Here is a 24,079-nt window from a genome sequence, read left to right on the forward strand (position 1 = left end):
GTTGTTACGTCCGCTCTTGCCGCTAAGCTGCCAGGCCGCAGCGTTCAGCTATTACGTACACCAACCCACTCACTATAAGGCCCTTGATAAAACCGGATCCCAGAATTACCTGACGCTCTACATATTCTTATATCGTTCATAAAAACTGAATTAACCATCAATATTTTGGGGTTTGTTTAAGAAATGCTGACTGCTTATATTTCACTCACTGCCTACGAGTTAGCCTTGTGACTTAAGTTACTCATCGCATGTAGGGTAGATTTTTTTAGCATGCTGCGCAGTTCACAACAGTAGACGCGACAGCCAAACCCAACAGAACCGGAGTTATTTATGAACAGATTTACCAACAAGACAGTGTTAGTGACAGGTGGCAACAGCGGCATTGGTTTGGCAACCGCCATTCAATATGCTCAGGAAGGCGCCCGTGTAGTGATCACCGGCCGCGATCAGGCAACATTGGAACAGGCCAAACATCTGATTGGCGCCAACACTGTCGCTTTGCAAAACGATCAGGGTGATATTAAAGCTGCTGGCAAGCTTGCCAGTACGCTGACAGAACTGGGTATTAAACTGGATGCTATTTTCTTAAACGCCGGCATTGCGAAGTTTGCCCCGCTGCCGGATATAGACGAAGCGTTGTGGGACCAAACCTTTAACGTTAATGTTAAAGGTGCGTTCTTTACGATACAGGCATTAACGCCATTACTGAATCGCGATGCTGCCATCGTATTAAACGGCTCTATTAATGCTCATATCGGCATGCCCTCCTCTTCTGTGTATGCTGCCAGTAAAGCCGCGCTGATTTCTTTTGCGAAAACGTTGTCTGCAGAGCTGTTGCCGCTGGGTGTGCGGGTGAATGTGGTTAGCCCGGGCCCGGTTAGCACGCCGCTGTACAGCCGTTTAGGGATGGAATCTGCACAGCTGGAGCAGATGGCAAAGGCTATTCAGGAGCAAATTCCGCTGAACCGTTTTGGTACCTCAGAGGAGCTGGCTAAAACAGTGCTGTTTATGTCTTCGTCAGACTCAGCCTTTATTGTCGGCACAGAATTGATTGCTGATGGTGGTATGAGTCAACTATAAAATGGCAGGGCCTGAAAACAGGCCCTGGTTTTTCTGCAGTTTAAGTAAATACCCCACCAGGCTAGTAGCGAATTAACACCCTAACGCATTTTTTCAGTCAAAGGCTTAGCCAGGCTGCGTTAGCTTAGTTTTTGTTATCTGTTGTTTTATCCCACGGGGCGGTTCCGGCAAATGCTTCTACCAGAAAGTCGATCATCATCCTGACTTTAACGCTTAAATGCCGCCGGCTCGGATACATAGCCAGCACATCGATGTCAGGTAATTTGTAGTCAGGCAGTAAGGCCACCAAGGCTCCGGAGGCTAAATCTGGGCCTATCAAAAATGTGGGTTGCCAGATAATACCAGCGCCACACAGCGCCATGGCGCGTGCCGTATCGCCATTGTTAGTGTGCACCTTGCCTTTTACTTTTATCTGATGGAGTTTGCCGCTATTGTCGGTGAAACTCCATTCATCACCGGAATAGGTGTAAGTGATACATTCATGCTCTTTTAGATCCTCCGGTGTATGGGGTAAGCCGTGTTGCTGCAAATACGCCGGAGAGGCACATAACACATTGTGTGAACTGGCCAGTTTACGTGCTGCATGGTTAACTGAACCTGCGCGGGAGATACGGATAACCAAGTCATAGCCTTCTTCCACTATGTCGACCACCCGATCAATCAGTGAAATATCCAGCTCCACCTCAGGATAACGGCGGATAAACTCCGGCCACAATGGCGCCAGATGTAAAATGCCAAAACTTAAAGGTGCGTTAATTCGCAAGCGCCCGCGCGGCTTGACAGAATTAGAAGATACCAGCGCTTCCGTTTCTGCTACATCTGCCAGTATCGACTTACAACGTTCGAACAGCGCTTCGCCACTCTCTGTCAGTGACAGCTTACGTGAGCTGCGATTCAACAGCCGGCAGCCTAAATAGGTTTCAAGATCATTCACATAGCGGGTTACATTCGCCGGCGATGTATCAAGCAGATCCGCCGCTTTATTGAAGCTGCCCCGGCTCACCACCGTCATAAATATTTCGTACGCCCGTAGTCTGTCCATTCCAGCACCGTTTAATTCATAAAAGATGAATAATACCTTCACATTCTCCACCTTTCTCCACAAAAAGCTATTCAATATAGTAGATCCCAGCAGGTCAGATGGCCTTGTTTAACTAAATCTGAGGAATACATCATGCAAAAATTAGTGGGTAAAGTAGCCATAGTCACAGGTGCAAGTTCAGGCATTGGCCGTGCAACAGCATTGCTGTTCGCCCGTGAAGGTGCAAAAGTGGTCGCTGGTGCGCGACGCGAAAATGAGCTGGCCAGTCTGGTAGCGGAAATAAAAGCCGCAGGTGGCGAAGCCATTTCACTGGCAGGCGATGTGGTATCTGAAGACTACACAAAAGCGCTGGTTGCGTTAGCGGTCAGCCAGTATGGACGTTTGGATATTGCCTATAACAATGCTGGTACTTTAGGCGAAATGGGCGCCAGTACAGACGTGTCCGCACAGGGTTTTGCTGACACAGTACAAACCAACCTGACCAGTGCTTTTTTGGGGGCTAAGCATCAGGTACCTGAAATGCTAAAGCAAGGCGGCGGCTCGATTATTTTTACGTCGACTTTTGTCGGTTACAGTTTTGCTTTTCCGGGGGTTGCGGCCTACGCTGCCAGTAAAGCAGGGTTGATTGGTTTAACCCAGGCATTAGCCGCAGAATACGGGCCGCAAAATATTCGGGTGAACGCGGTATTGCCGGGTGCAGTTGATACCCCAATGTACAGAAGTATGAATGACAGTGCAGAAGCACAGGCTTTTGTAACTCAGTTACATGCCTTAAAACGTGTTGCCACTCCGGAAGAACTGGCACGCTCAGTATTGTATCTGGCGTCAGATGATTCTTCTTTTGTTACCGGCACGGCGTCATTGATCGACGGCGGTGCTTCGATCACACGCAGCTGAGTGGCAGCGTTATAGCTTGCAAGTCACGTTGATATTAATAGTATCTTCATTGCACAGAGCCCGTCTTCACCAGGACAGACGGGCTACTACACGTTGTTTATCTGCTCGCAGTGAGAACGACCAGCCGTTGCGCTCACACAGGCGCTCTACTATGCCAAGCCCCAAACCATAGCCGTGAGATGAAGCATCAGTTGGTGAATGCTGCTCAGTGCTACTTAACTGATTGGCGACCAGCAGTTCGCGCGCGTCAATACGGATGGTAATGGGCCCCTGACCAGTCAGCGTATGCTCGAATGCATTTCGTACCAGATTATTCACCGCTATAGCAAACGCCTGCGGGTGGCCGCAGACGCTGGGGTTGGCAAGATGCTCGATATCAACAGCGACCTGTTTTCGGCTTAGCAGGTGGCGCTGCAGCTCTATCGCGTTGCTAACCAGCGGAGCTACCAAAAACTGCTCTTGATACAAACCGTCGTCGGTTTCACGGGCCAGGCACAAGAACATTTCAATAGTGGTCTTCATATCAAGCGTGGCACGGCGCACCCTATCCAGCGCTCTGGCATCGCTGTGTGACAGCTCGCTTTGCTCCAATAGCTCCAGCGCGCCGGTAATAACCGTAATGGGTGTGCGCAGTTCATGGCTGGCTGAACTGGTAAAGTAGCGTTCTCTGGCGACAAAGGCGCTGATCCGCTCCAACGTCTTTTCAATCGTCGCAGCAAGTACACCCACTTCATCATCACCAAAACGGTTGGACTCAACGCGTTTATAATCTTCGGTTGATATATGTTCAACGTCGATGTCAGCCACTGCTTTGGCCAGCTGCACCACAGGGGCGACGGCCCTGCGCATTACCAGCACACCAAGGCCAAACCCAAGCACTCCAAGCGTACCCACAACACCGGCGATAACCAGCAGTAACCACCAGTCCTCAGACGAGGCAGCCTCGATACCGGCCACGTCGAACACAACATAGGCGCGCTGTTCTTTACCGGCACTGATTACCGTTACATGCAGCTCTTCGGCTTCAAATTCGTACACTCCCACGGCAGGGTTGGTTTGCGCCCATGCCTGCAGCGATTGCGGCAAGCTGGCAACCGTTTCGTAACCACGCAGGTTAGCCGGCATTACAGGATAACTTTGCGCAGCCAGCTCAAGCTGCTGTGTCAGCACCCGATCTTCACTCAGCCTGACAGCAGCCAAAAAGGCAAAGCCCCAGACAATGCTCAGTCCTGCCACGCAGATCGCAAAGGCAATGGCGACGCGCTTACGTAAACTGTGGCGGTACATTTTTACTCTGTATCCTCTGCAATGCGGTAGCCAATACGATGCACGGTGTGGATCAGCGGGCGATCAAACGGCCGGTCAATCGCCTGGCGCAGTTTATACATATGCGAGCGCAGCGCATCACCATCGGGCCGCTCGTCTGCCCATAATAAAGTTTCCAGTTCATCGCGCATCACCACAGATGGCGCCTGCTCCATCAGACGTTGCAGCAGCTTCAGACAGGCCGGGTTAACCTCGACCCGCCGGCCTGCCCGATGCACCTGCAAAGTGGACTTGTTCAGCGTCAAATCGGCCACGCTTAGCAGGTTGTCGGTTTTGCCGTGACTACGCTTGTACAGCGCCTGCAGCCGCGCATGCAGTTCTTGCAACGCAAAGGGTTTAATCAGATAGTCGTCAGCCCCGGCGGCAAAGCCTTTAAGTTTGTCGTCCAGCGTGTCGCGCGCGGTCAGCATCAGCACCGGCGTTTCAACTTTGGCCTCAGTGCGCAGCTTGTGGCAGAAACTCAGGCCATCCATGCCCGGTAACATCAGATCCAGCACGATAACGTCGAACGGCTGAGTTACTGCCAGGTACATCGCGCTGATGCCGTCATAGGCAAAATCCAGCACATAGCTATGCTTTTCAAGATAACCGGCAATGTTATCGCAGATGTCGCGGTTGTCTTCGACAACCAGTAATCTGACCGGCATTGTCGCAAGCGCCTGTACCATAAGTTGTTCCCCTTACCTGCCCATCTGCCATGCCTGTCTACCAGGCATAGTCCAGTCGCAAACCAATTAACGGTTCTGCTTCACTGTCGTCCTGCACCAACACACCACGGCGATAGTCAAACTCGGTATCATCGCTGGACGAGGCAGACGTCACGTTAATCACATCCAAAAAGGCGGTGACATCTATCGGACCAAAAGCGCGTCGGTAGTCAACGCGAACGTTCAGGATGCCGGAGCTGTCTTTGCGGCCCACATTACGCTCTGTGATCTCTTTTGAGTAGCGTAGCGGCTGTCCCGGGCCCAAGACGTCTGCGTGAATAACAAAGGTATCATCTGGCGCTCCGGAAAGGTATTTATAACGTGCGGCGACTTTCCAGCGGTCGCTGATTTCCCAGGTCAGGCCCAGCGTTGCAACATGCTTGCGGTTAAATTCCGCCGCTACATCCCCGCGCCCGTCTTTACGGTCGACAACCGCGTCGTTGTACGAATAGGTTGCGCTGGCGTACAGTCCTTCAAAAATAGTGCCGTTAACCACGATATCGACGCCGTATGAGCTGCCATCACCGATATTGGCAAAGGTGCCGCTGGCACGGTCAAGGTCGACCACCAGATCGTCGAGGCTCTGATAATAGGCCTCAGTTAACAGCGACCAGTTGCTGCTGGGGAAATATTTAAACCCGATGCTGCTGTGGCTGATTTTTTCCATCTTAAGCTTGTTCGATGCGTTGGCGGCAAGCTCTAAATAACGTGGCGACTGATGATAAAGCCCGGCGCTGGCAAAGTATCGGACTTTTTTACCTGGCTGCCAGTTCACGCTGAACCTGGGCGCAACCACGCCCTCATCGGCAAAGCCATCGCGTTCAAGCCGTAAGCCGGTGCCAACATCCCAATCGCCAAACTGAAATACCTGCTCGACGTAACCGGCGTAGCTGGTTTCTTTCTGCTTTAAGGCCGAATTGATGCTTTCAGGCTCCAGCACAATATAGCGCTGCTGCGGGTCAGCCCTGAAATCATCGTCGTCATAAACAAAGCGGATCCAATCACCATCCAGCACCGTGCTGTAGTCCAGCTCAATCTGTGTTAAGCGCACACCGGCACTGAACAGCCCCCATTTATTCACGGTCTCATAATCGCTGCGCCAGCCAATCTCGGTTTCATCTTCAGCGATAGTAATAATGTCCTCCCGCAGCGGGAAACTGGATGCCGGCGAGCCTTCAGGTACCTGATCAGGAAAGGCCTCGCCCTCGCTACTTAGCTTGTCGCTTTTGCGATAGTACAGTTTATTGGTCAGCACCGCTTTGTCACCGATTAATGAACGCAGTGTCATGCCGTATAAATCGCTGTCCTGCTTGAAATCCAGCAATGCAGCATCTTCAAAATTGGGCGAGGCGAACACGTGCGTGACATCGCGGATATAATCTTCCTGCGTATCGACCAGCAGAATTTCAACAGTGTGGTTTTGGTTTACCGGGATCACCGACTTGACGATGACATCCCTTAACACCGGGTCGCCAATGTCCAGCTCGTCAATGGTTTCAAACAAGGAACCGAAGTCCAGCCGGCGGGCAGACACCAGCATAGTGGCATCATCCGTGATACCGGCCGGGCCGTCGTAACCTACTTCATAGCCAGCAAGATCAAGCCGTAAACTGGCCGACGGGCTGGGGTTGCCGTCGGCAACGTCTAATTTGAGTAACGATGCCGCCCGGCCACCATAGGCCGCGCCCCAGCCACCTGGCGAGAATTCTGCGCCACTTATGACATTGGGCGCGAAGATCGAAAACCGGCCACCACCGCCAACATCTTCCTCTTCGCCCAGCGTGGCATCAAAGTGCACCGCTTTATCAAACGGAAAGTCATCGACAAATATCAGGTTATCCCGTGGCCCACGGCCACGTACGCTAAAGCTGGCAAATTCACTGGCAGAGGCCAGGCCAGGCAAACCATCCAGCGAGAGCAACGGGTCTGCGCCACCGCCGACAGCACTGCGCAGCGTTTCTCTGTCCAGATAGGTGCTGGAGCCCGAGGCAAAGGTATCCGTTTGCTGCGCCCTGACTTCTACTACTTCAATAGCTTGCGGTTTCAGCTCGAAAGCTACCTTAATATTTTTGCGCGTTACCACCCGCACGCTTGGCTCATACACCGACGCGAAACCGCTTTTGCTCAGGTTGATAGAATAAAGCCCCGGGTCAAGCTGCTCTACCACGATACGCCCCTGGGCATCACTGGTTAAGGTTTGCGTGGCTGACGTTTCGCGCTCGGTTAGCGTGATTTGAACGTCTGATAGTGGCCGGTCAATATTTTGATCTTTGACGATGATCGTCAGCGCACCGGGCGCCTCTGCTGCCTGGCTAAGAAATGGCCAGCTCAACAGCAACGCCGATAGCGTCAGCCATATTAGTTGTCTTAACTGCCGGCTCATATTACGCCCCCTCCAACAGTTAACCTCGATACCTGCCCCAATTGCGTGCTCATATGTTGTCCTCCAACAATCCGCTGTATGTTTTGATGAAACGCAGGCAGGTTAACAAAGCTATTGTGACTAAAATGTCGCTAAGAGGTGAAAGCTTGGTCAGGAGCCGGCGGCTTGATATCTTGTGCGGCGAAAGTTGGCTTTTGAGGCGGAAATGCCGTGACCCTGCTTTTTGGCTTTGCACGAGTTATCTGAATAAACATTTGCCAATTAAACAAACAGAGAATTGCAAGGTTACAACAAGGTGATACCTGTAAAAGGTTACGATTCCCGTAAATCCGGTAGCGTCGTTTTATCGGTTGTTGTGGCATCAAGCACCACCAGCCAGCTGGGCGTTTCAGGTAAGTGCAGCGCTATAATCTTCAGGCAAACCAGCAGCGGAATCGCGATAAGTACGCCGACAACACCCCAGATCCAGCCCCAGATAAACATCCAGATCACCAGCACCAGCGGGTTCATATTAAAACGCCGGCCCAACGCCAGAGGGGTAATAAGCTGCGATTCAATCACATTCAGTAGTAAAAACACACCCGGCAACATTAAGATCTGCCCCGTTTGCTGATACTCAAAATAGCCAACTCCGGTCAGCAGCACCGTCAGTACCAAAGGGCCAACATAAGGTGCAAAGTTGAGCAAGGTAGCCAAAGTGCCCCATAGCAGCGGATCCGGCACATCCAGCAGAAACATCGCCAGCGCAGTGGCTAACCCCAGCCCCACATTAATTGTACTGACGACCAGCACATAATGTGACATGTCATCCTGCACCGCATGAAAGGTAGACAGCAGGTTTTTCTTCGCATGAAGCGATGGCAAGGCCCGCACCATATTGCGCAGCAAAGCGTCACCAAAGACCAGAAAGAAATAGGTAAACATCACCACAGCGGCAAGCTGAAACAACATAATCGCTGTAGTCTGCGCCAATACAGACAGTAACGGCATAATACCACTGCTTACCGCCGACTTTATCGATTCGGTAGTGGACTTACCCGGCGCCACACTGTCTTTTAGCACGTCAATAGAAGCGGTAACATCTTCCACCTGCTCAGCTAAGCGTGAACCCAGCAGCGGTAAACGTTCCAGCCACTGGGCTGCGGGTTCATACAGCAGACTAATGCCAGCACCTGCTAGCGCCAGCATTACCATGATGATCAACGCTGCAGCTAAAGGTTTTGGCAGATAGCATTTTCCCAGCAGCCTGACCGCCGGTGCGGCAAACAGCGCAAAAAATGCTGCAATCATCAGAGGCAGAATCAGCCCGCGGCAGAAGTAAAAGGTGTAACACAGTGCCAGTAGCGCCATCAGTTTCATGGCGACAGTAGAAGCATAGCGGCGCTGCTGAGCGGAATAGGCTGTCATTCGATCCTGCCGGCTTACAGCAATGACCTTAGCCAGCGCAGGCCAATAACACTGCGCAAGGTTTTAACGGCACTGTTGTGCCGCAGCTGAAACAATACACCCGCGCTGAAACTTAACGTCAGTCCCGGCGCCGAGCCAATAAAGCTTTTAGCACGCTGCTGTAGCAACCAGCTTTCCGCCTGCAACACTTTTTGCCGCTGATGACCTTCCTGAGCCAGCCGCTCTACTTCCAACCGGCGGTGGCGTAGTAATTTATCAATCAGCATCAGATGCTCCTTCAGCTTTTAACAGCAAGCGTTTCAGTTGGCGCCAGGTTTCACCAAACCCAACTTGTGATAACACATAATCCAGGCTGCGCCAGCACCAATAAAGCACGGCGAGCTGCAACACCATCAATACCGCAGAACTTAACAGCACTGATCCGGAAAAGTGAAAAATCACATATCCTAACGCCAGCAGCAGACTGAACCACATCAGTACCATGCCTGCACCAAGACAGACAATGAGACCCGCAGCAACAGTCAGGCTGCGCCCTGTTAACTTCAACTCAGCTTTTGCTGTTTGACCCGATAATTTGATTTGCTCAGCATAACGCTCAGACACCGACCAACTCAGTGCAGCCATTTCTGAAATCTGGTTTACCGCACTTTGCAACACCGTTTTATCAGCATCAGGCTGAGCTGCACCCGGTGCAGTTCCGGGTGCCTGCGCTGTTGCTTGAGCGGCTTCCTTGCATTGCATGGCAAAAGCCTTAGCGACGACGCAGTAAAGTGGTTACCAGCATACCGGCAACAAAGGCAATGCCTGCTGTCGCCAGCGGGTTCTGCTCTGCCAGAGAACGGGTTTTGCTGTAGCTGCTTTGCAGTTGCTGTTTAATCTCTTCCTGCTTATGCGAGATAGCCTCTTTCGATGTCGCCGCAGTTTTACGCAGCGTATCTTCTGCTGCAGATGCTTTCATCGCCATACTATCTACCGCATGATGCGCGGCCTCTGAAGCCCGCTCGGTAACCGGCGCATTTAACGAACCATTACCTATAGTGCTGGTTTTAGCGGTTGTTTGTTGTGAACTGGCCATGTGATGCCTCCTTTTAAACAACGTTACGGCAGCCTAAGTGCTGCCAGATGCAGAATAGTTGTTGCAATGGTCAGGCCATTAATAAAATTAATTAAAATCAACATATTATAGAAATACGCAGTAAAAAACAGACATAATAGACTGTAGAAGTTACCCGCGCTTAGTAATCTTTACAGGGTAAGAAAAGTAAAAGCCAGACACGAGGTCTGGCTTTTCTGATTATTAAGACGAGTTTATTTATCGTGATGTAAACGCATATGCGGGAACAGGATAACGTCGCGGATTGAGGCGGCGTCGGCCAGTAACATGACTAAGCGGTCGATACCGATACCCTGACCTGCTGTTGGCGGTAAGCCGTGTTCCAGTGCTGTGACGAAATCATCATCATAGAACATGGCTTCGTCGTCACCGGCGTCTTTTTGAGCGACCTGCTCGCGGAAACGCTCGGCCTGATCTTCAGCATCGTTCAGCTCGCTAAAGCCGTTACCCAGTTCGCGACCACCGATAAAGAATTCGAAGCGGTCGGTAATTTCCGGGTTATGGTCGTTACGGCGTGCCAATGGCGATACTTCTGCCGGGTACTCGGTAATGAAGGTTGGGTGGCGCAGCTTGGTTTCTACCAGCTCGTCAAACACTTCCATTAAAAGCCGGCCATGGCCGTAGTTTGGTTTAACTTCAATGTGCAGTGTTTTGCACAGTGCTGCTACCGACTCGCGCGTGGCCAGCTGCTCTTTAGTAATTTGTGGGTTGTGGTGCAGAATCGATTCGGTTACCGACATGCGCGCGAACGGCTTGCCGAAGTCGAAAACTTCACCCTGATACGGCACTTCAGTGCTGCCCAGTACGTGCTGCGCTAAACCGCGGAATAACTTTTCAGTTAAGTCCATCAGGTCGTTGTAATCGGCATAGGCCCAGTAGAATTCCAGCATGGTAAATTCCGGGTTATGGCGGGTTGATACGCCTTCGTTACGGAAGTTACGGTTTAGCTCGAACACTTTTTCAAAGCCGCCGACGACTAAACGCTTTAAATACAGCTCTGGTGCGATACGTAGGAACATTTGCATATCCAGTGCGTTATGGTGCGTTTCAAACGGACGCGCTGACGCACCGCCTGGAATGGCCTGCAGCATTGGCGTTTCTACTTCCAAAAAGCCTTCTTCGTTGAAGAACTTACGGATGTAAGCCACCGTTTTGCTGCGCACTAAAAAGGTATGGCGTGACTGATCATTTGAGATCAGATCTAAATAACGCTGGCGGTAACGGGCTTCGTTATCGGTTAAGCCGTGGAATTTATCCGGCAGCGGGCGCAGCGCCTTGGTTAATAAGCGGATTTCAGTCGCCCATACTGTCAGCTCACCAGTCTGGGTTTTAAACAAGTGGCCTTTAACACCTAAGATGTCGCCTAAATCCCACTTTTTGAACTGGTCGTTGTATAAGCCTTCAGGCAGGCTGTCACGCGCCACGTAAACCTGGAACTTGCCGCCCATATCCTGAAGTGTAGTGAAGCTGGCTTTACCCATAATACGGCGTGTCATCATACGGCCGCCCAGGCTGACTTCAATTTTCTGCGCTTCCAGCTCTTCTTTGCTTAAGTCGTTGTACTTGGCCAGAACTTCATCAGAGATATGCTCACGGCGAAAATCATTCGGGAACATAAAGCCGTCTTCGCGTAGCTGCGCCAGCTTATGTTTTCGTTCAGCAATCAGTTTGTTTACGTCCTGAATTTCGTCGTGTTGTTGCTGTTGGTCAGACATAGTGTATTTCCTGATTGATGTCGAAGTTTTAGTTAAATCTTTGCTACAGGCTGTTGCCTGTCAGTGAGCTACGCTAAAGAACCGGTTTAACCACGCCAACACGCCGTGGATACATCCATGTAGGCTCAGTTCCGGCATCCATGCCTTCAACGGTTAGCTAAGGCTAAACCGGTTCACGCTTAAAAAGTGTGTATCAACAATTAAAGGCCGGCTTTTAAGCTGGCCTCGATAAATTTGTCCAGATCGCCGTCTAATACCGACTGGGTATTACGGGTTTCGATACCGGTGCGTAAGTCTTTGATACGCGAGTCATCCAGTACATAAGAGCGGATCTGACTGCCCCAGCCGATATCCGACTTGGTGTCTTCCAGTGCCTGCTTTTCTGCATTTTGCTTTTGCAGCTCAAACTCGTACAGTTTGGCACGCAGTTGCTTATAGGCATTGTCACGGTTTTTATGCTGTGAACGGTCGTTCTGACACTGCACCACGATATTGGTGGGCAAGTGGGTAATACGCACCGCGGAATCCGTCCGGTTTACGTGCTGACCACCGGCGCCCGAAGCGCGGTAGGTATCGATACGTAAATCGGCCGGGTTAATTTCAATTTCGATATCGTCGTCAATTTCCGGCGACACGAACACCGAAGCAAAGGAGGTATGACGGCGGTTTCCACTGTCAAACGGGCTCTTGCGTACTAAACGGTGCACGCCGGTTTCGGTGCGCAGCCAGCCGTAAGCATATTCACCGCTAAATTTGATAGTACAGCCTTTAATACCGGCGACATCGCCGTCTGTAACTTCATACAGTTCAGGTTTAAAGCCTTTATCTTCGCCCCAGCGCAGGTACATACGCATTAACATGCTGGCCCAATCCTGCGCTTCAGTACCACCAGAACCGGCCTGAATGTCGAGGTAGCAGTCGTTTGCATCATGATTGCCGGAGAACATACGGCGAAACTCCAGCAGGCTCAACTGTTTATCTAAGTCGGCCAGTTCGGCTTTGGCTTCTTCGAAAGTGTCTTCATCTTCGGCTTCCACCGCCAGTTCAATTAAGCCTTCGACGTCTTCCAGGCCTTGATCCAGCTTATCAATGGTGCCAACAACCTGCTCCAGTGCAGAGCGCTCTTTACCCAGTGCCTGGGCTTTATCCGGCGTGTTCCAGATCGCAGAATCTTCTAATTCGCGGGAAACTTCTTCTAAGCGTTCTTTTTTGCCATCGTAGTCAAAGATACCCCCGAAGCACGTTGGTGCGTTCAGTGAGATCTTTGATGCTGTTGTACACTGGATTAACTTCAAACATGCTGTTGTCTGTAACCTTGAAATGCCAGAGAAAAAATAGGCGGCGATTGTAGCAAATTTATTGCTGCTGATGCAGCTATCCGTAGGCAATATTTGCTTAATTAAGCATGATTCCAGCTAATTTTGTCTACTATGCGGTGTACATTCTGCAGGCTTTTCTATAATTTGGCACTATTCTGTTCGTTTAAGCTTTGTTCAGGTTATGTTTAAACCAAGCGCAATGCTGATGCTGGCGACCAAAGCTAATATTGTTGGCTACTGTGCTGCTATGCTTATGGTGTCTGCAGCCTTTGCTGCACCAGAGCAAGCACCAGGCTCGGAAAAGACCGCCGTTATCTACGCCTGGTCAGAAGCTATGGCTGATGATCCCAGAGGCCACTACCCTATTGATCTGCTCAAACTTGCACTGGCCCGCTCTGGCGAGAATTACATTGCCCTGCCCAGTAAGCATGAGCTTGGCCAATACCGCACGCTGCGGCATGTGCAGCTTGAACGGGATTTAGACGTCGTCTGGACATTTACCACCACTGCGCGCGAACAAGAGCTATTGCCGATACGGATCCCAATAGATCGCGGTTTGCTGGGTTGGCGGTTACTGCTGATCAATAGCCAGGACCAGCAAAAGTTTGACAGCCTTAGCATGGATGAACTGAAACAGCTGCGAAGTGGTCAAGGCCATGACTGGCCAGATCTTAATGTATTGCAGCAAAACGGTTTCAATGTTTTCCCAAGCTCCAGCTACAGTGGCCTGTTCTCAATGTTAAAACGCCGACGTATTAGTTATTTTCCGCGCTCAGCTACAGAGATCTGGCCAGAGGTAACACAGCACCACGAAGATGGTGTTAGCGTTGATAGCCACTGGGCACTGTACTACCCTGCGCCACTGTACTTCTTTGTCAGCCATGGTAAACCACAACTGGCAGCAGCTATCGAAAAAGGTTTACGGGCAGCTATGGCAGATGGCAGTATGAAACTCTTGTTTCTTAAACACTTTTCTGACTCAATTGATAAATCAGCTTTGCACTCGCGTACTGTAGTAACGCTGACTAACCCAGATTTGCCCAAGGCGACACCGCTGACAGAGCCAGAGCTATGGTTTAATCCACAGCTTGGCTACTGAGACAGCCTGTATTAAGGACAGTCGATGCCCATAGCACAAGTTAGACGTAAGCTCAGTGTCTATTTCGTTGTTATCACGCTCAGTTTCACTGCACTGATGGCAGTGATGGTGACCGGCTTACAGATTTACCTGACTTATAAAAGCGAAATGACCGCTTTGCGGGACCGGTTTGACCAGATAGAAAAAAGCTACATTCCCAGCCTGAAAGAGAGCATGTGGGCAGTCGATGAGCAACGCATCAATGTGCTGCTGGATGGTTTGGCAGCCTTGCCAGGTATTGGCAGTATTACCTTGCTGGACGATATCGGTACCCGCTGGCAACGCAACAACAGCGCTAAAAACCAGGCATTAGACAGCCGACGCTTTGCGCTGCAGTATCATATCGGCAATGATCACTACTTGCTTGGTGAGCTGCAAGTGGCACTAATGGATGATGCCATTTACCAGTCGCTTAAAACCAAAGCCCTCGCCATCAGCATCACTACCTGCTTATCTTTACTGGTTGCCGCGCTTATTCTGCTGTATTTATTCCGTCATGCGATTAGCCGGCATCTGGAAAATATGGCGGGCTACGCAGCAACTCTTGACAGCAACAATATGGATCAGCCGCTTAGCCTGAACCGCCCGGCTACCAGACAACCTGACGAGCTGGATATGGTTGTCGAGGCGATAAACAAAATGCGGCAAAATATTCTGGATGATTTAAACAAACGCACTGAAATTGAAATGGAGTTAATCCGTCACCGCCAGGATCTGGAAAAACTGGTGTCGGAACGGACAAAAGAACTGGAGCAAAATAACCAGACGCTACTGCAACAATCAGCAGAACTGTCTGAACAGAATGCCGAGTTAAATGCCTACGCCCACACCGTAGCGCACGATTTAAAGCACCCGTTAACGGCATTACTGGGGCAGACAGCCTTATTACAAGGTGCAGCCAGCGCCTTGTCTGAGCAACAACGCAGCGGCCTGCTGCAAAGTATTCATAGCAGTGCTGAAAAGATGAATAACATTATTAATGCCTTGCTAATGCTGGCCAGTGTCCGCCGCACTGATAATATCGCTACTGAATTACTTGATATCAAAACCATCGCAGCATCAGCCGTCAACACCCTATCCAGCTTCGCCAGCGAACATAATGCCAATATCCGTTTTACCGAATACTGGCCTAAAGCAATGGGATTCTCGCCCTGGTTAGAGCAGGTGTGGGTAAACTACATCTCTAACGCCATTAAATACGGCGGTGAGGCGTCGGCAGTAGTATTGGGGGCTAATGAACTGCCAAATGGCCAGATCCGCTATTGGGTGAAAGACAGTGGCCCCGGCATTGCACTGGAAAAACAAACTGCTCTGTTTGCCCAGTTCAACCGTCTGGATACCAAAAAGGCCGACGGACACGGCCTGGGCTTATCGATTGTTGCCCGAATTGTGCAGCGCCTGGGCGGTGAAACCGGTTATGAGGCTCCACCAGATGGCGGCAGCCTGTTCTGGTTTAGCCTGCCAGCAGAATAGCAGCTACTGGCAGGCCACCATATGCCGCACGATAAGCTGCAGGTTTTGCTTGTCGCGAAATTCGTTAATATCCAGCTGATACGCCAGCTGTACTTTTTGCACGTTGACATCAGGCCAAGCTTTGTTGTCTGCGTTGAACCAGATTGCGTCCACTAACTTACCACTTGCAGTTTGCAATACCATCTTCAGATGCTTGTCTGACAGCATTTTTTGGCTGATTAGGCTGAACTCACCATCGAATACCGGTTCAGGAAACGCCTGGCCCCAGGGCCCGGCTTGTTGCAACAATCTGGCGAAATCCAGCTCAAAGCAATCTGCCGGCAACTCGCCATCAGTATAAACGACGGCAGTCAGTTGCTCTGCTGTCAGATGCTTCTTGGCTGTTAACGACAACGCCAACTTAAAGGTATCAAGCCGCTCGGCACTGATGGTTAACCCGGCGGCCATCGCATGACCGCCAAACTTCTTGATTAAACCAGGATACTGTGTAGAAATTTCTTCAAGCAAATCGCGGATATGCAAGCCATTTATTGAACGGGCTGAGCCTTTCAGTTCGCCATCATCGCCTTGTGCAAATACAATCGTTGGCCGGTGAAACTGCTCTTTTATCCGTCCGGCTAAAATACCAATCACCCCCTGATGCCAGTCATGCCGATACAGGCACAGGCATTCGGGTAGCTCCTTGCCATCAAAAGATAACTGGCTTAAAAATGCCTGAGCTTCAGTTTGCATGCTTTGCTCAATCGCCCGGCGTTCGACATTTAAACTGTCCAGTTCAGCAGCGTATTGCCTTGCTAACCCAAGCTCTGGAGCCAGTAAACAGCTTATGCCCAGTGACATATCATCCAACCGGCCAGCGGCATTTAGCCTCGGCGCCAGCGCAAAACCAAAGTCACTGGCAGTGAGCTTTTGCGCATTGCGGTTTGCGACATCAATCAGTGCCTGAATACCGGGGCGGCATTTACCGCTACGAATTCGCATCAGCCCCTGGTGCACCAGTATACGGTTATTACTATCCAGTGGCACCACATCGGCCACCGTGCCAAGAGCGACCAAATCCAGCAGCTCGGCTAAATTAGGCTCGCTTTGCGTTGCACTAAAATACTGCCGCTCACGTAATGCTGCTCTAAGCGCTAACAGCAGATAAAATGCCACACCTACGCCGGCCAGTGCTTTACTGGCAAAGCTGCAACCGGGCTGATTAGGGTTCACTATTGCATCGGCATCAGGTAATTCATTGCCCGCCAGGTGGTGGTCGGTAATAAGTACTTTGACACCGGCTTTTTTTGCCAGCGCTACACCGTCAACAGCAGAAATACCGTTATCAACGGTAATAATCAGCTCGGCTCCCTGCGCGACAGCCAGCTCGGCCATTGGCGGCGTCAGGCCGTAGCCGTACTCGAAACGGTTTGGTACCAGATATTCGACATACTTAAAGCCCAGCGCTTTGAGGCCGGTTAGCAGTACAGCGGTACTGGTGGCACCATCCGCATCAAAATCACCAACGATTACCAGATGTTGCTGCTGTGACAATGCCTGTACCAGAAGCTCTACCGCTGCATCGATGCCTTTTAGGCTGTTAAAGGGTAATAAAGCCGCAGCACCACGCTCAAGTTCGCGCATGTCGGTTATGCCGCGGCTAATATATAAGCGCTGCAACACCGGATGTTGCACACCGGCTAAGGTTGGTAAAACGCCGGGTAAAGCCCGGCGCTGAATAAAACGGTTTACTGCAGACATAACAGGTTATGCATCTGTTTTCAGTTGTTCCAGTAACGCTTTCACCGGTTGATACCCCGGAATTAACCGGCCGCTGGGCAGAATAATGGCAGGTGTACCGCTGATACCAAAAGACTGACCCAATTCATATTGTGCCTTTACCGGGTTTTGGCACATTGCCGGTGTAATATCTTTACCATTTTTTGCAGCGGTAAGTGCAGACTGACTATCTTTGCTACACCAGATATGCTGCATCTGCAGATAGGTGTCAGAACCCAGGCCATTGCGCGGAAAAGCCAGATAGCGCACGGTGATACCTGCATCATTATATTGCTGCATTTCCTTGTGTAACTTGCGGCAATAACCACACGTCGGGTCCGTAAACACGTTAATCACATACTTTTCATTTTTGGCTTTGTATTCAATAGTGTCGTTTTCACTTGCTGCAAGCTGTTTCTGAATATAAGGCCGCATTTGTTCATCGTTTACCAACACCTTATTTTTCAGATCGTAAATATTACCTTCGATAAAGTACTGGCCGTCTTTTGAGGTAAAAAACAGCCCTCTGTTGGTAAATACCTGCAATAGCCCATCCAGCGGCGCATCAGCCACGGCTTTGACTGTCAGATTCAACTGGCTGAACTGCTCACGCACCTGCTCATATTCGGCCTCCGGCGCTTTTAGCTGCGCTTGCGCTGAGGCGATAAATCCGATACTGCATAAGGCTAAAACAAACTTCTTCATATACTTTCCTGCTAAACGCCTAAGGGCGCGGATGATGTTGCTGGTGCAAGCTTTGCAAACGTGCCTGCGCGACATGGGTATAAATTTGAGTCGTAGACAAATCACTGTGGCCTAACAACATTTGTACAACGCGCAAATCGGCACCATGGTTTAGTAAATGGGTTGCAAAAGCATGACGCAGCGTGTGTGGCGACAGCTCAGCCTGAATGTGCGCTACTTTGGCATAAAATTTAATGCGGTGCCAGAAGGTTTGCCGCGTCATTTGCTGCGCCCGGCTACTGGGAAACACCACATCCAGCAGCTGGCCGCCCAGCAGCAATACTCTGCCCTGCTGCAGATAAAGCCGCAACCAGTGAGCAGCTTCTTCGCCCATCGGCACCAGCCGCTCTTTCTGGCCTTTACCGGTTACTCTTACCAGACCGTGTTGCAGGTTAATTTGTTGCATCGATAACCCAACTAATTCCGATACACGTAAACCGCTGGCATACAACAGCTCAAGCATCGCCTTGTCCCGGAACTGAATGGGGTCGTTAATATCCGGCGCACTGAGTAAGGCGTCAACATCCTGCTCAGACAGCGTTTTTGGCAAACTGCGGCCAATTTTGGGGTTTAATAACTGGCTTAGCGGGTTCTGCGCTATTTTGCCACTTTGATGCACATAAGCATAAAACCGCCGCAGGCTGCTCAGCGCCCTGGACGTACTGCGCGGGCTGAACGCTTTATCTATGCGCTGCGCCAGATAGCGGTTTAGCAGCTGGCTGTCGGCATCAAGCAAGTTCTTTTTTTGCTGCGCCAGAAAAAGCGCAAACTTTCTTAAATCAGTACCATAAGCACTGAGAGTGTGTTCACTGACACCTTTATCCAGCCACAGCTGATCAAGAAACTCAGTAATAAGCCCAACATCAGATGCCTGCAGTTGGGCTGTTTGTTCTGCCATATCTGTCCGCCTGTAAAACCCCGGTAATGGTACCTTAAGCTCCGCCTGCGGCAAAGCCGGGATTTTGTAACACCCGCGAATCTGCTACACTGCGCGCACTTTTACCGCCCAAATCCAGTAATGAGAACGGTATGAAAATTGGCTTATTTTATGGCTCAACCACCTGCTACACCGAAATGGTGGCCGAGAAAATTCAGGCGCTGATTGGCGCTGATACCGTTGAGCTACACAATATAAAACACGTGCCGCTTAGCCGGATGGCTGACTACGATATTCTGATCCTTGGCCTGTCTACCTGGGACTTTGGCGAGATACAGGAAGACTGGGAAGCACACTGGGATGAAATCAGCAGCGTAAACCTTGGCGGCAAAATGGTCGCCATCTACGGTATGGGCGATCAACTTGGCTATGCCGAATGGTTTATCGACGCAGTCGGCATGCTGCACGATGCCATAGCACCACAACAGCCTGTGCGGATTGGTTTTTGGCCAACGGCAGGTTACGACTTTATTGCCTCTAAAGCGCTGACGGCAGATGGTGAATTATTTTACGGTTTAGCATTGGACGATGAAAACCAGTACGACCAGACCGACGAAAGGCTAAATGACTGGGTTAGTCAGGTACTACAGGAAATTGCTCAGCACTTATAAAACAGCTAGATATGTCAGTTCTGTTTACAATTGAAGCCGCCAAATCCGGCTGTACATTTGTAAACAGATGAAATGTTAACAGATTTTATTTCAGGCACAGAAATTGCTGTTATTACGCAAGCGCAGGCTGTTTAAACAGCGCGATTCTCAAGGATAAGGAGTCGGATATGAGTAACGTTTTACAGTTCGGGCTGGCAGCAGTACTAATCGCGGGTAGCTTTCATGTGCAGGCAGCTTTGCCTGCTGGCACAGCGCTTTGCGACATTATGGATGTACAGGTAACAAGCTATCAGAAACAAAATGGTTCAGGTTTAATTACGCTTGATCCCACTATCCCTGCCAGTGCCTGCCTGGGTGCTTATGCAGGTAATGACGCTAATGCCAGTTCGCAAGGTATTGGTGATAATCTCGGTTATGATACACATGGCTTTTTGAATGATAAAAGCCTGTTTGCCGATTACGGCGCTTTTATTGCCGAGAATGAAATGCAGGATCTTGAGTTTGAAGGTAACTTTAAAGATCCGGGTTGGATTTACGTCGGCAAGCAAGATATGGGAGGCAGCTTCGATGCCGGTGTTGTTAAAAAAGGAGCAGATTCTTATACCTTTTCATCTGACATCTTAACGATGCAAAATTGCAAAGATAAAGACGGTGCAGCTACCAGTTGCAGTGCAGACGCCGTATCGGGTGAGTGGGTGTACAAACCACCACAATTTAACCCCGCACTGCTATTAGACTTACTGGGCATGGATAAATTTTTTGATCAGGTTGCAGTGGTATTTAAATCGGGTACTCAGTATGCAATTTATAACTTTAAATTATCAGATTTTGGTTTGCCGCCGGTGCTGGGCACTATGGACGCCAACTACATCTTCACCGGCACCTGGGATATGTCGGACACCTTGCTGATGGAAAAAAAATGCAAGAAGAATGAAGTAGGTCCTTGCTATAGCAGCCCAGGGTTATCTCACGTGTCATTGTGGTTACGTGACCCAACCACAGCACAGGTGCAAGTACCAGAGCCTGCTACTGTAGCCATTCTGGGTTTAGGTTTATTGGGGCTGCGTTTACGCCGTAAACACTAAGCTCTAACCAACACAAAAAACCATCGTGATAAGCGGTGGTTTTTTTATGCTTGTAGATATTGTAAGCGCCTGTAGCGCTGCTTTAGCAGCGTGTCATTGCATGACACCAGCTTCCAGCGCACACAGTCGTTAAAACGGGTGTAAGCTGCCACGGCCTGCACAAAAGCCTCAATAAAACTGCTACTCACCAAGCCGAGACTATCGTAAGCGCTCTCTTCCAGCGTCAGTTGCTGCAACAATAACGTTTTGCTGGCCCGGTCGGCCTTTACATCTACCCGGCCAACCATTTGCGTCTGCCACAAAATCGCCAGGCTGTAATAACCAAAGCGGCGTTTCTCAGCGGGTACGTAAACCTCAATCTGGTAGTCAAAATTAAACCACTGCTTTAACCGTTCACGCTGGATAAGCACATTGTCAAACGGATTGAGTAACCAGACAGTATTACCTGTGCCAACAGCCGAAGTGGTGATTTCAGGTAAAAAATAATGCATTTTGCCCTGATAGCTAAACTGCGCCAATTCGCCCTGCTCCAGCATATGATTGAGCTCTGTTTGCAGCGCGGCTTTAATATTCTTGCGCAGATACCCCATCTGGGTTGCAGTGCCGAAACCATGCGCCTGCAGATAACGCAGGATAAGATAACGACAAAACTCCGCCTCGTCCGGCAACCTTGTATCCACCGTTGCTGGCAATACCCGTTCGGTCAGGTCATACACTTTCTGAAAATTATCGCGCCGCAGTGCCATTACATCGCCTTGCATAAATAGCTGCTCCAAGGCTTTTTTCGCCGGCTTCCAGTCCCACCAACTACCGCGGCTTTTCACCTCGTCATTAAAATCAGCCGCGGTAAGTGGTCCCTCCTGTCGTAACCTCGCCAACACCTGTGCCATCATCCTTTGATCAGGCTCATGCCAGTGCAGCTCGCCCTGCTTCAGCTGCTGTTTACGGTATAAACTGAAGCGATAATCCGCCATCGGCAGATAAGCTGCAGCATGCGCCCAGTATTCAAAGACCTGTCCACTGGCAATGGCATCGTCGAGCATTTGTGGCTGGTAATGTGACAGACGGCTGTGCAATACATGATGGTGAGCGCGCTGTACCACATTGATAGAATCAATCTGCACATAGCCCAGCTGCTGCACTGCAGCGTCAAGTGACACCGGCGGCTGCAACAGCCCTTGTTGCCGCAGCAAAATATGTATCCATTCTTGTGCTGAAAAGGGGCTGTTTTTCATATGGTTGACCGGGGCTCATCAGGGAATTTCAGATAAAAAGCGCTAAGTAACTGCTGGTACTGTATAGAGTAAGCGCCATTGGAATCATGGATATGCAGCTGTGTCTGCTGCGGTTTAACGCCATGGCTGCTTCGGCCCAAACATAACAAACTGCGGTGCGCTTTTGTCGGCTTAGTGTAAACGGTACAGCTGTGCTGCAATTGCCAGCCAGCAGACAACGCCAGGCCAATGAAATAGTCATGCACACTAAAAGGGATAACGATGGCAAAAGTTCCGCCGGAGCTTAGCAAAGCCGCCGCAATATTGAGCAAGCTGGCAAAAGGTAAGCTATCCGTATGCCTGGCCTGATGCCTTTTGGCATCCTGCGCCGGAACAGCGTGCTGAAAAAACGGTGGGTTAGACACAATTAAGCGGTAACGTTTATCACTGCGATAGGTTAGAATATCGCCCTTTATCAGCCTGATTGCTTCTGGCCAGGGGCTGTTGGCGACATTAATTGCGGCTTGTTCTGCTGCAGCGGCATCAAGTTCAACAGCGTCAATCGGGTTGGCGCCTGCGGTGCGCTGAGCTAGCATAAGGCTTATCAGGCCAGATCCAGCACCGATATCGAGAATAGCGCCGCCTGCAGGTGGCAGCGGGGCGAAAGCGCCAAGCAATAAACCGTCAGTGCCGACTTTCATCGCGCACCGATCATGGGCTACAAAAAATTTTTTACATTGAAAACCGGCTGACATCAGTACCTCCGCCGCCAGTTTACGGCGAAGCAGACGAACTGTCACCGGGCAGGCAATAATGCTGAGGACTACATGACAACATTCGCAGAATTTCAACTGGATGACGATATTAACCGCGCCATTAGCGAGCGCGGCTTTGAACAGCCCACGCTGATCCAGGAAATGGCGATCCCACTGGCGCTGGACGGTAAAGATATTCTGGCCAGTGCACCAACCGGCACCGGAAAAACCCTGGCCTTTGTACTACCGGCTATACAGTATTTGCTCGACTTCGGCCGTAAAGATCCGGGTTTTGCCCGTGTCCTGGTGATGACCCCGACCCGCGAACTGGCATATCAGGTGTATGACGAATTTAAACACTTCACAAAACACACGACGCTAAATGTCGGTGTGATTACCGGCGGCATTAATTACGGCAGCCATAAAGATACGCTGGAAAAAAACAACGACATTCTGGTCGCCACACCAGGGCGCTTAACGGAATACCTCGACGAAGAGAGTTTTCAGGCCGATGAGGTGGAGGTGCTGGTGCTGGATGAAGCCGACCGTATGCTGGATATGGGCTTTATCGGCGAAATGAACCGCATTGTGCTGGAAGCCCGTCGCCGCCGGCAGACATTTTTGTTTTCTGCCACGCTGGAAGGTAATAATCTGGAACGTTTTGCCGAGCGCGCTTTGAAAGAGCCTGAGCGGCTGGAAGCTATACCTTCACGTAAAGAAAAAGCCAAGATTTTGCAGTGGGTACATCTGGCAGATAATGCCCAGCATAAACTGGCGCTGCTTATTCACTTGCTAAAACAAGCTGATGTCAGCAAGGCTATAGTGTTTGTGAAAACCCGCGAGCGTCTGGCCAGCTTAACCGGTCAGCTTGAAACCGCCGGTCTGCGCTGTGGTTGGTTACAGGGCGAAATGCCGCAGGACAAACGGATGCAGGCAGTAGAGCGCTTCAGTAGTGGCCGGGTAAATATTCTGCTGGCAACCGATGTCGCTGCACGTGGGCTGGATATTGATGATATCAGCCACGTGATTAACTTTGATATGCCCCGTACTGCAGATGTCTATGTACACCGCATTGGCCGCACCGGCCGGGCCGGAAAAAAAGGCATAGCCATTTCACTGGTAGAAGCACACGACATGGCGATTCTGGCGAAAATAGAACGCTACAGCGAACAAAAACTGAAACGCCGCGTTGTTGACAGCTTGCGCCCTAAGAACAAGGAAGCCAAAGTACCGGTGAAAAAGAAAAAGCCTGGTAAAGTGGCGGCCAAAAAAATCGTTAAAAAGACCAAAAAATAACCCGCACTGAGTTACCGCCGCCCGTAAAACAGGCGGCAGTTGTCGCATTTTTACGCTACCGTCTTGGAATTTTTTAGT

At 50.4% G+C, this 24,079-nt stretch carries 22 protein-coding genes; 7 read left to right on the forward strand and 15 right to left on the reverse strand.

Going from position 1 to position 24,079, the window contains the following annotated elements; all coding sequences use genetic code 11:
* Nucleotides 1-330 precede the first annotated feature (330 nt).
* Entirely contained in the window at nt 331-1,080 is a 750-nt protein-coding gene (locus tag LHL18_RS11425) for an SDR family oxidoreductase (RefSeq protein WP_226767184.1), read from the forward strand.
* 124 nt (nt 1,081-1,204) lie between these two features.
* Here the strand turns inward: LHL18_RS11425 and LHL18_RS11430 are convergent, their stop codons facing one another.
* Nucleotides 1,205-2,122, reverse strand: coding sequence for a LysR family transcriptional regulator (locus LHL18_RS11430; RefSeq protein ID WP_226767185.1), 918 nt, complete (start codon nt 2,120-2,122; stop codon nt 1,205-1,207).
* Between the two features lie 132 nt (nt 2,123-2,254).
* Here LHL18_RS11430 and LHL18_RS11435 point away from each other — a divergent pair, with 132 nt between their 5' ends.
* Nucleotides 2,255-3,019 (forward strand): SDR family oxidoreductase, encoded by a 765-nt coding sequence (locus LHL18_RS11435; RefSeq protein WP_226767186.1) that lies wholly within the window; start codon nt 2,255-2,257, stop codon nt 3,017-3,019.
* Between the two features lie 66 nt (nt 3,020-3,085).
* Here LHL18_RS11435 and LHL18_RS11440 read toward each other — a convergent pair whose 3' ends face one another.
* From LHL18_RS11440 to prfB, 9 genes are all read right to left on the reverse strand, one after another.
* Entirely contained in the window at nt 3,086-4,306 is a 1,221-nt protein-coding gene (locus tag LHL18_RS11440; protein ID WP_226767187.1) for a sensor histidine kinase, read from the reverse strand.
* Nucleotides 4,307-4,308: 2 nt separating this feature from the next.
* On the reverse strand, nt 4,309-5,013 hold the full coding sequence (locus tag LHL18_RS11445) for a response regulator transcription factor (RefSeq protein WP_134051667.1): 705 nt from the start codon (nt 5,011-5,013) through the stop codon (nt 4,309-4,311).
* A 37-nt stretch (nt 5,014-5,050) separates the two neighbouring features.
* On the reverse strand, nt 5,051-7,435 hold the full coding sequence (locus tag LHL18_RS11450; RefSeq protein ID WP_226767188.1) for a TonB-dependent receptor: 2,385 nt from the start codon (nt 7,433-7,435) through the stop codon (nt 5,051-5,053).
* Between the two features lie 312 nt (nt 7,436-7,747).
* Nucleotides 7,748-8,842, reverse strand: coding sequence for an AI-2E family transporter (locus LHL18_RS11455; protein WP_226767189.1), 1,095 nt, complete (start codon nt 8,840-8,842; stop codon nt 7,748-7,750).
* A 14-nt stretch (nt 8,843-8,856) separates the two neighbouring features.
* On the reverse strand, nt 8,857-9,108 hold the full coding sequence (locus LHL18_RS11460) for a hypothetical protein (RefSeq protein WP_134051682.1): 252 nt from the start codon (nt 9,106-9,108) through the stop codon (nt 8,857-8,859).
* Nucleotides 9,098-9,583, reverse strand: a complete 486-nt coding sequence (locus tag LHL18_RS11465) for a hypothetical protein (RefSeq protein WP_134051687.1) — start codon at nt 9,581-9,583, stop codon at nt 9,098-9,100. The genes LHL18_RS11460 and LHL18_RS11465 overlap by 11 nt, the downstream gene beginning before the upstream one ends.
* 10 nt (nt 9,584-9,593) lie before the next feature.
* Complete coding sequence (locus tag LHL18_RS11470; RefSeq protein WP_134051690.1) at nt 9,594-9,917, reverse strand: DUF883 domain-containing protein; 324 nt, start codon at nt 9,915-9,917, stop codon at nt 9,594-9,596.
* Nucleotides 9,918-10,150: 233 nt separating this feature from the next.
* The gene (gene lysS, locus LHL18_RS11475; RefSeq protein WP_226767190.1) at nt 10,151-11,671 is read right to left on the reverse strand and encodes a lysine--tRNA ligase; all 1,521 of its coding nucleotides are present in this window, start codon (nt 11,669-11,671) and stop codon (nt 10,151-10,153) included.
* Nucleotides 11,672-11,871: 200 nt separating this feature from the next.
* Nucleotides 11,872-12,970 (reverse strand): peptide chain release factor 2 gene (gene prfB, locus LHL18_RS19870; protein ID WP_343834817.1). Its coding sequence is split into 2 segments (ribosomal slippage): nt 11,872-12,894 and nt 12,896-12,970, totalling 1,098 coding nucleotides; the frame shifts between segments, so codons are not numbered across the junction.
* 201 nt (nt 12,971-13,171) lie between these two features.
* On the opposite strand from prfB, the gene LHL18_RS11480 reads away from it, so the two are divergent.
* The gene (locus tag LHL18_RS11480) at nt 13,172-14,089 is read left to right on the forward strand and encodes a transporter substrate-binding domain-containing protein (protein ID WP_226767191.1); all 918 of its coding nucleotides are present in this window, start codon (nt 13,172-13,174) and stop codon (nt 14,087-14,089) included.
* A gap of 24 nt (nt 14,090-14,113) precedes the next feature.
* Nucleotides 14,114-15,601 (forward strand): sensor histidine kinase, encoded by a 1,488-nt coding sequence (locus LHL18_RS11485; protein ID WP_226767192.1) that lies wholly within the window; start codon nt 14,114-14,116, stop codon nt 15,599-15,601.
* Between the two features lie 3 nt (nt 15,602-15,604).
* Here the strand turns inward: LHL18_RS11485 and recJ are convergent, their stop codons facing one another.
* The 3 genes from recJ to xerD are packed head-to-tail and all read right to left on the reverse strand — an operon-like array spanning nt 15,605 to nt 19,001.
* Complete coding sequence (recJ, locus tag LHL18_RS11490; protein WP_226767193.1) at nt 15,605-17,341, reverse strand: single-stranded-DNA-specific exonuclease RecJ; 1,737 nt, start codon at nt 17,339-17,341, stop codon at nt 15,605-15,607.
* A gap of 6 nt (nt 17,342-17,347) precedes the next feature.
* Nucleotides 17,348-18,064: a bifunctional protein-disulfide isomerase/oxidoreductase DsbC gene (dsbC, locus tag LHL18_RS11495; RefSeq protein ID WP_226767194.1), complete on the reverse strand. Its 717-nt coding sequence runs from the start codon at nt 18,062-18,064 to the stop codon at nt 17,348-17,350.
* A 19-nt stretch (nt 18,065-18,083) separates the two neighbouring features.
* The gene (xerD, locus tag LHL18_RS11500; protein ID WP_226767195.1) at nt 18,084-19,001 is read right to left on the reverse strand and encodes a site-specific tyrosine recombinase XerD; all 918 of its coding nucleotides are present in this window, start codon (nt 18,999-19,001) and stop codon (nt 18,084-18,086) included.
* A 131-nt stretch (nt 19,002-19,132) separates the two neighbouring features.
* Here xerD and fldB point away from each other — a divergent pair, with 131 nt between their 5' ends.
* A complete protein-coding gene (fldB, locus tag LHL18_RS11505) occupies nt 19,133-19,651 on the forward strand; it encodes a flavodoxin FldB (protein WP_226767196.1) in 519 nt (172 codons plus the stop codon).
* 167 nt (nt 19,652-19,818) lie between these two features.
* Nucleotides 19,819-20,736: a PEP-CTERM sorting domain-containing protein gene (locus tag LHL18_RS11510; RefSeq protein WP_226767197.1), complete on the forward strand. Its 918-nt coding sequence runs from the start codon at nt 19,819-19,821 to the stop codon at nt 20,734-20,736.
* Between the two features lie 44 nt (nt 20,737-20,780).
* Here the strand turns inward: LHL18_RS11510 and LHL18_RS11515 are convergent, their stop codons facing one another.
* Both LHL18_RS11515 and LHL18_RS11520 read right to left on the reverse strand, forming a co-directional pair.
* Nucleotides 20,781-21,971 (reverse strand): winged helix-turn-helix domain-containing protein, encoded by a 1,191-nt coding sequence (locus tag LHL18_RS11515; RefSeq protein ID WP_226767198.1) that lies wholly within the window; start codon nt 21,969-21,971, stop codon nt 20,781-20,783.
* The gene (locus LHL18_RS11520) at nt 21,968-22,705 is read right to left on the reverse strand and encodes a tRNA1(Val) (adenine(37)-N6)-methyltransferase (protein ID WP_226767199.1); all 738 of its coding nucleotides are present in this window, start codon (nt 22,703-22,705) and stop codon (nt 21,968-21,970) included. The genes LHL18_RS11515 and LHL18_RS11520 overlap by 4 nt, the downstream gene beginning before the upstream one ends.
* Nucleotides 22,706-22,777: 72 nt before the next feature.
* Here LHL18_RS11520 and srmB point away from each other — a divergent pair, with 72 nt between their 5' ends.
* On the forward strand, nt 22,778-24,001 hold the full coding sequence (gene srmB / locus LHL18_RS11525; protein ID WP_226767200.1) for an ATP-dependent RNA helicase SrmB: 1,224 nt from the start codon (nt 22,778-22,780) through the stop codon (nt 23,999-24,001).
* Nucleotides 24,002-24,079 lie beyond the last annotated feature (78 nt).

The organism is Rheinheimera aquimaris (genome assembly GCF_020531985.1).
Taxonomy (GTDB): Bacteria; Pseudomonadota; Gammaproteobacteria; order Enterobacterales; family Alteromonadaceae; genus Alishewanella; species Alishewanella aquimaris.

Excerpts from the sequence above, each read along its gene's own strand:
- recJ (WP_226767193.1), bottom strand. The coding sequence starts at position 17,341 with ATGTCTGCAGTAAACCGTTTTATTCAGCGCCGGGCTTTACCCGGCGTT.
- LHL18_RS11480 (WP_226767191.1), top strand. The coding sequence starts at position 13,172 with ATGTTTAAACCAAGCGCAATGCTGATGCTGGCGACCAAAGCTAATATT.
- xerD (WP_226767195.1), bottom strand. The coding sequence starts at position 19,001 with ATGGCAGAACAAACAGCCCAACTGCAGGCATCTGATGTTGGGCTTATT.
- LHL18_RS11435 (WP_226767186.1), top strand. The coding sequence starts at position 2,255 with ATGCAAAAATTAGTGGGTAAAGTAGCCATAGTCACAGGTGCAAGTTCA.
- LHL18_RS11460 (WP_134051682.1), bottom strand. The coding sequence starts at position 9,108 with ATGCTGATTGATAAATTACTACGCCACCGCCGGTTGGAAGTAGAGCGG.
- LHL18_RS11465 (WP_134051687.1), bottom strand. The coding sequence starts at position 9,583 with ATGCAATGCAAGGAAGCCGCTCAAGCAACAGCGCAGGCACCCGGAACT.
- LHL18_RS11455 (WP_226767189.1), bottom strand. The coding sequence starts at position 8,842 with ATGACAGCCTATTCCGCTCAGCAGCGCCGCTATGCTTCTACTGTCGCC.
- LHL18_RS11450 (WP_226767188.1), bottom strand. The coding sequence starts at position 7,435 with ATGAGCCGGCAGTTAAGACAACTAATATGGCTGACGCTATCGGCGTTG.
- LHL18_RS11520 (WP_226767199.1), bottom strand. The coding sequence starts at position 22,705 with ATGTCAGCCGGTTTTCAATGTAAAAAATTTTTTGTAGCCCATGATCGG.
- LHL18_RS11510 (WP_226767197.1), top strand. The coding sequence starts at position 19,819 with ATGAGTAACGTTTTACAGTTCGGGCTGGCAGCAGTACTAATCGCGGGT.
- dsbC (WP_226767194.1), bottom strand. The coding sequence starts at position 18,064 with ATGAAGAAGTTTGTTTTAGCCTTATGCAGTATCGGATTTATCGCCTCA.
- lysS (WP_226767190.1), bottom strand. The coding sequence starts at position 11,671 with ATGTCTGACCAACAGCAACAACACGACGAAATTCAGGACGTAAACAAA.
- LHL18_RS11430 (WP_226767185.1), bottom strand. The coding sequence starts at position 2,122 with ATGGACAGACTACGGGCGTACGAAATATTTATGACGGTGGTGAGCCGG.
- LHL18_RS11425 (WP_226767184.1), top strand. The coding sequence starts at position 331 with ATGAACAGATTTACCAACAAGACAGTGTTAGTGACAGGTGGCAACAGC.
- LHL18_RS11445 (WP_134051667.1), bottom strand. The coding sequence starts at position 5,013 with ATGGTACAGGCGCTTGCGACAATGCCGGTCAGATTACTGGTTGTCGAA.
- LHL18_RS11470 (WP_134051690.1), bottom strand. The coding sequence starts at position 9,917 with ATGGCCAGTTCACAACAAACAACCGCTAAAACCAGCACTATAGGTAAT.
- srmB (WP_226767200.1), top strand. The coding sequence starts at position 22,778 with ATGACAACATTCGCAGAATTTCAACTGGATGACGATATTAACCGCGCC.
- fldB (WP_226767196.1), top strand. The coding sequence starts at position 19,133 with ATGAAAATTGGCTTATTTTATGGCTCAACCACCTGCTACACCGAAATG.
- LHL18_RS11440 (WP_226767187.1), bottom strand. The coding sequence starts at position 4,306 with ATGTACCGCCACAGTTTACGTAAGCGCGTCGCCATTGCCTTTGCGATC.
- LHL18_RS11485 (WP_226767192.1), top strand. The coding sequence starts at position 14,114 with ATGCCCATAGCACAAGTTAGACGTAAGCTCAGTGTCTATTTCGTTGTT.
- LHL18_RS11515 (WP_226767198.1), bottom strand. The coding sequence starts at position 21,971 with ATGAAAAACAGCCCCTTTTCAGCACAAGAATGGATACATATTTTGCTG.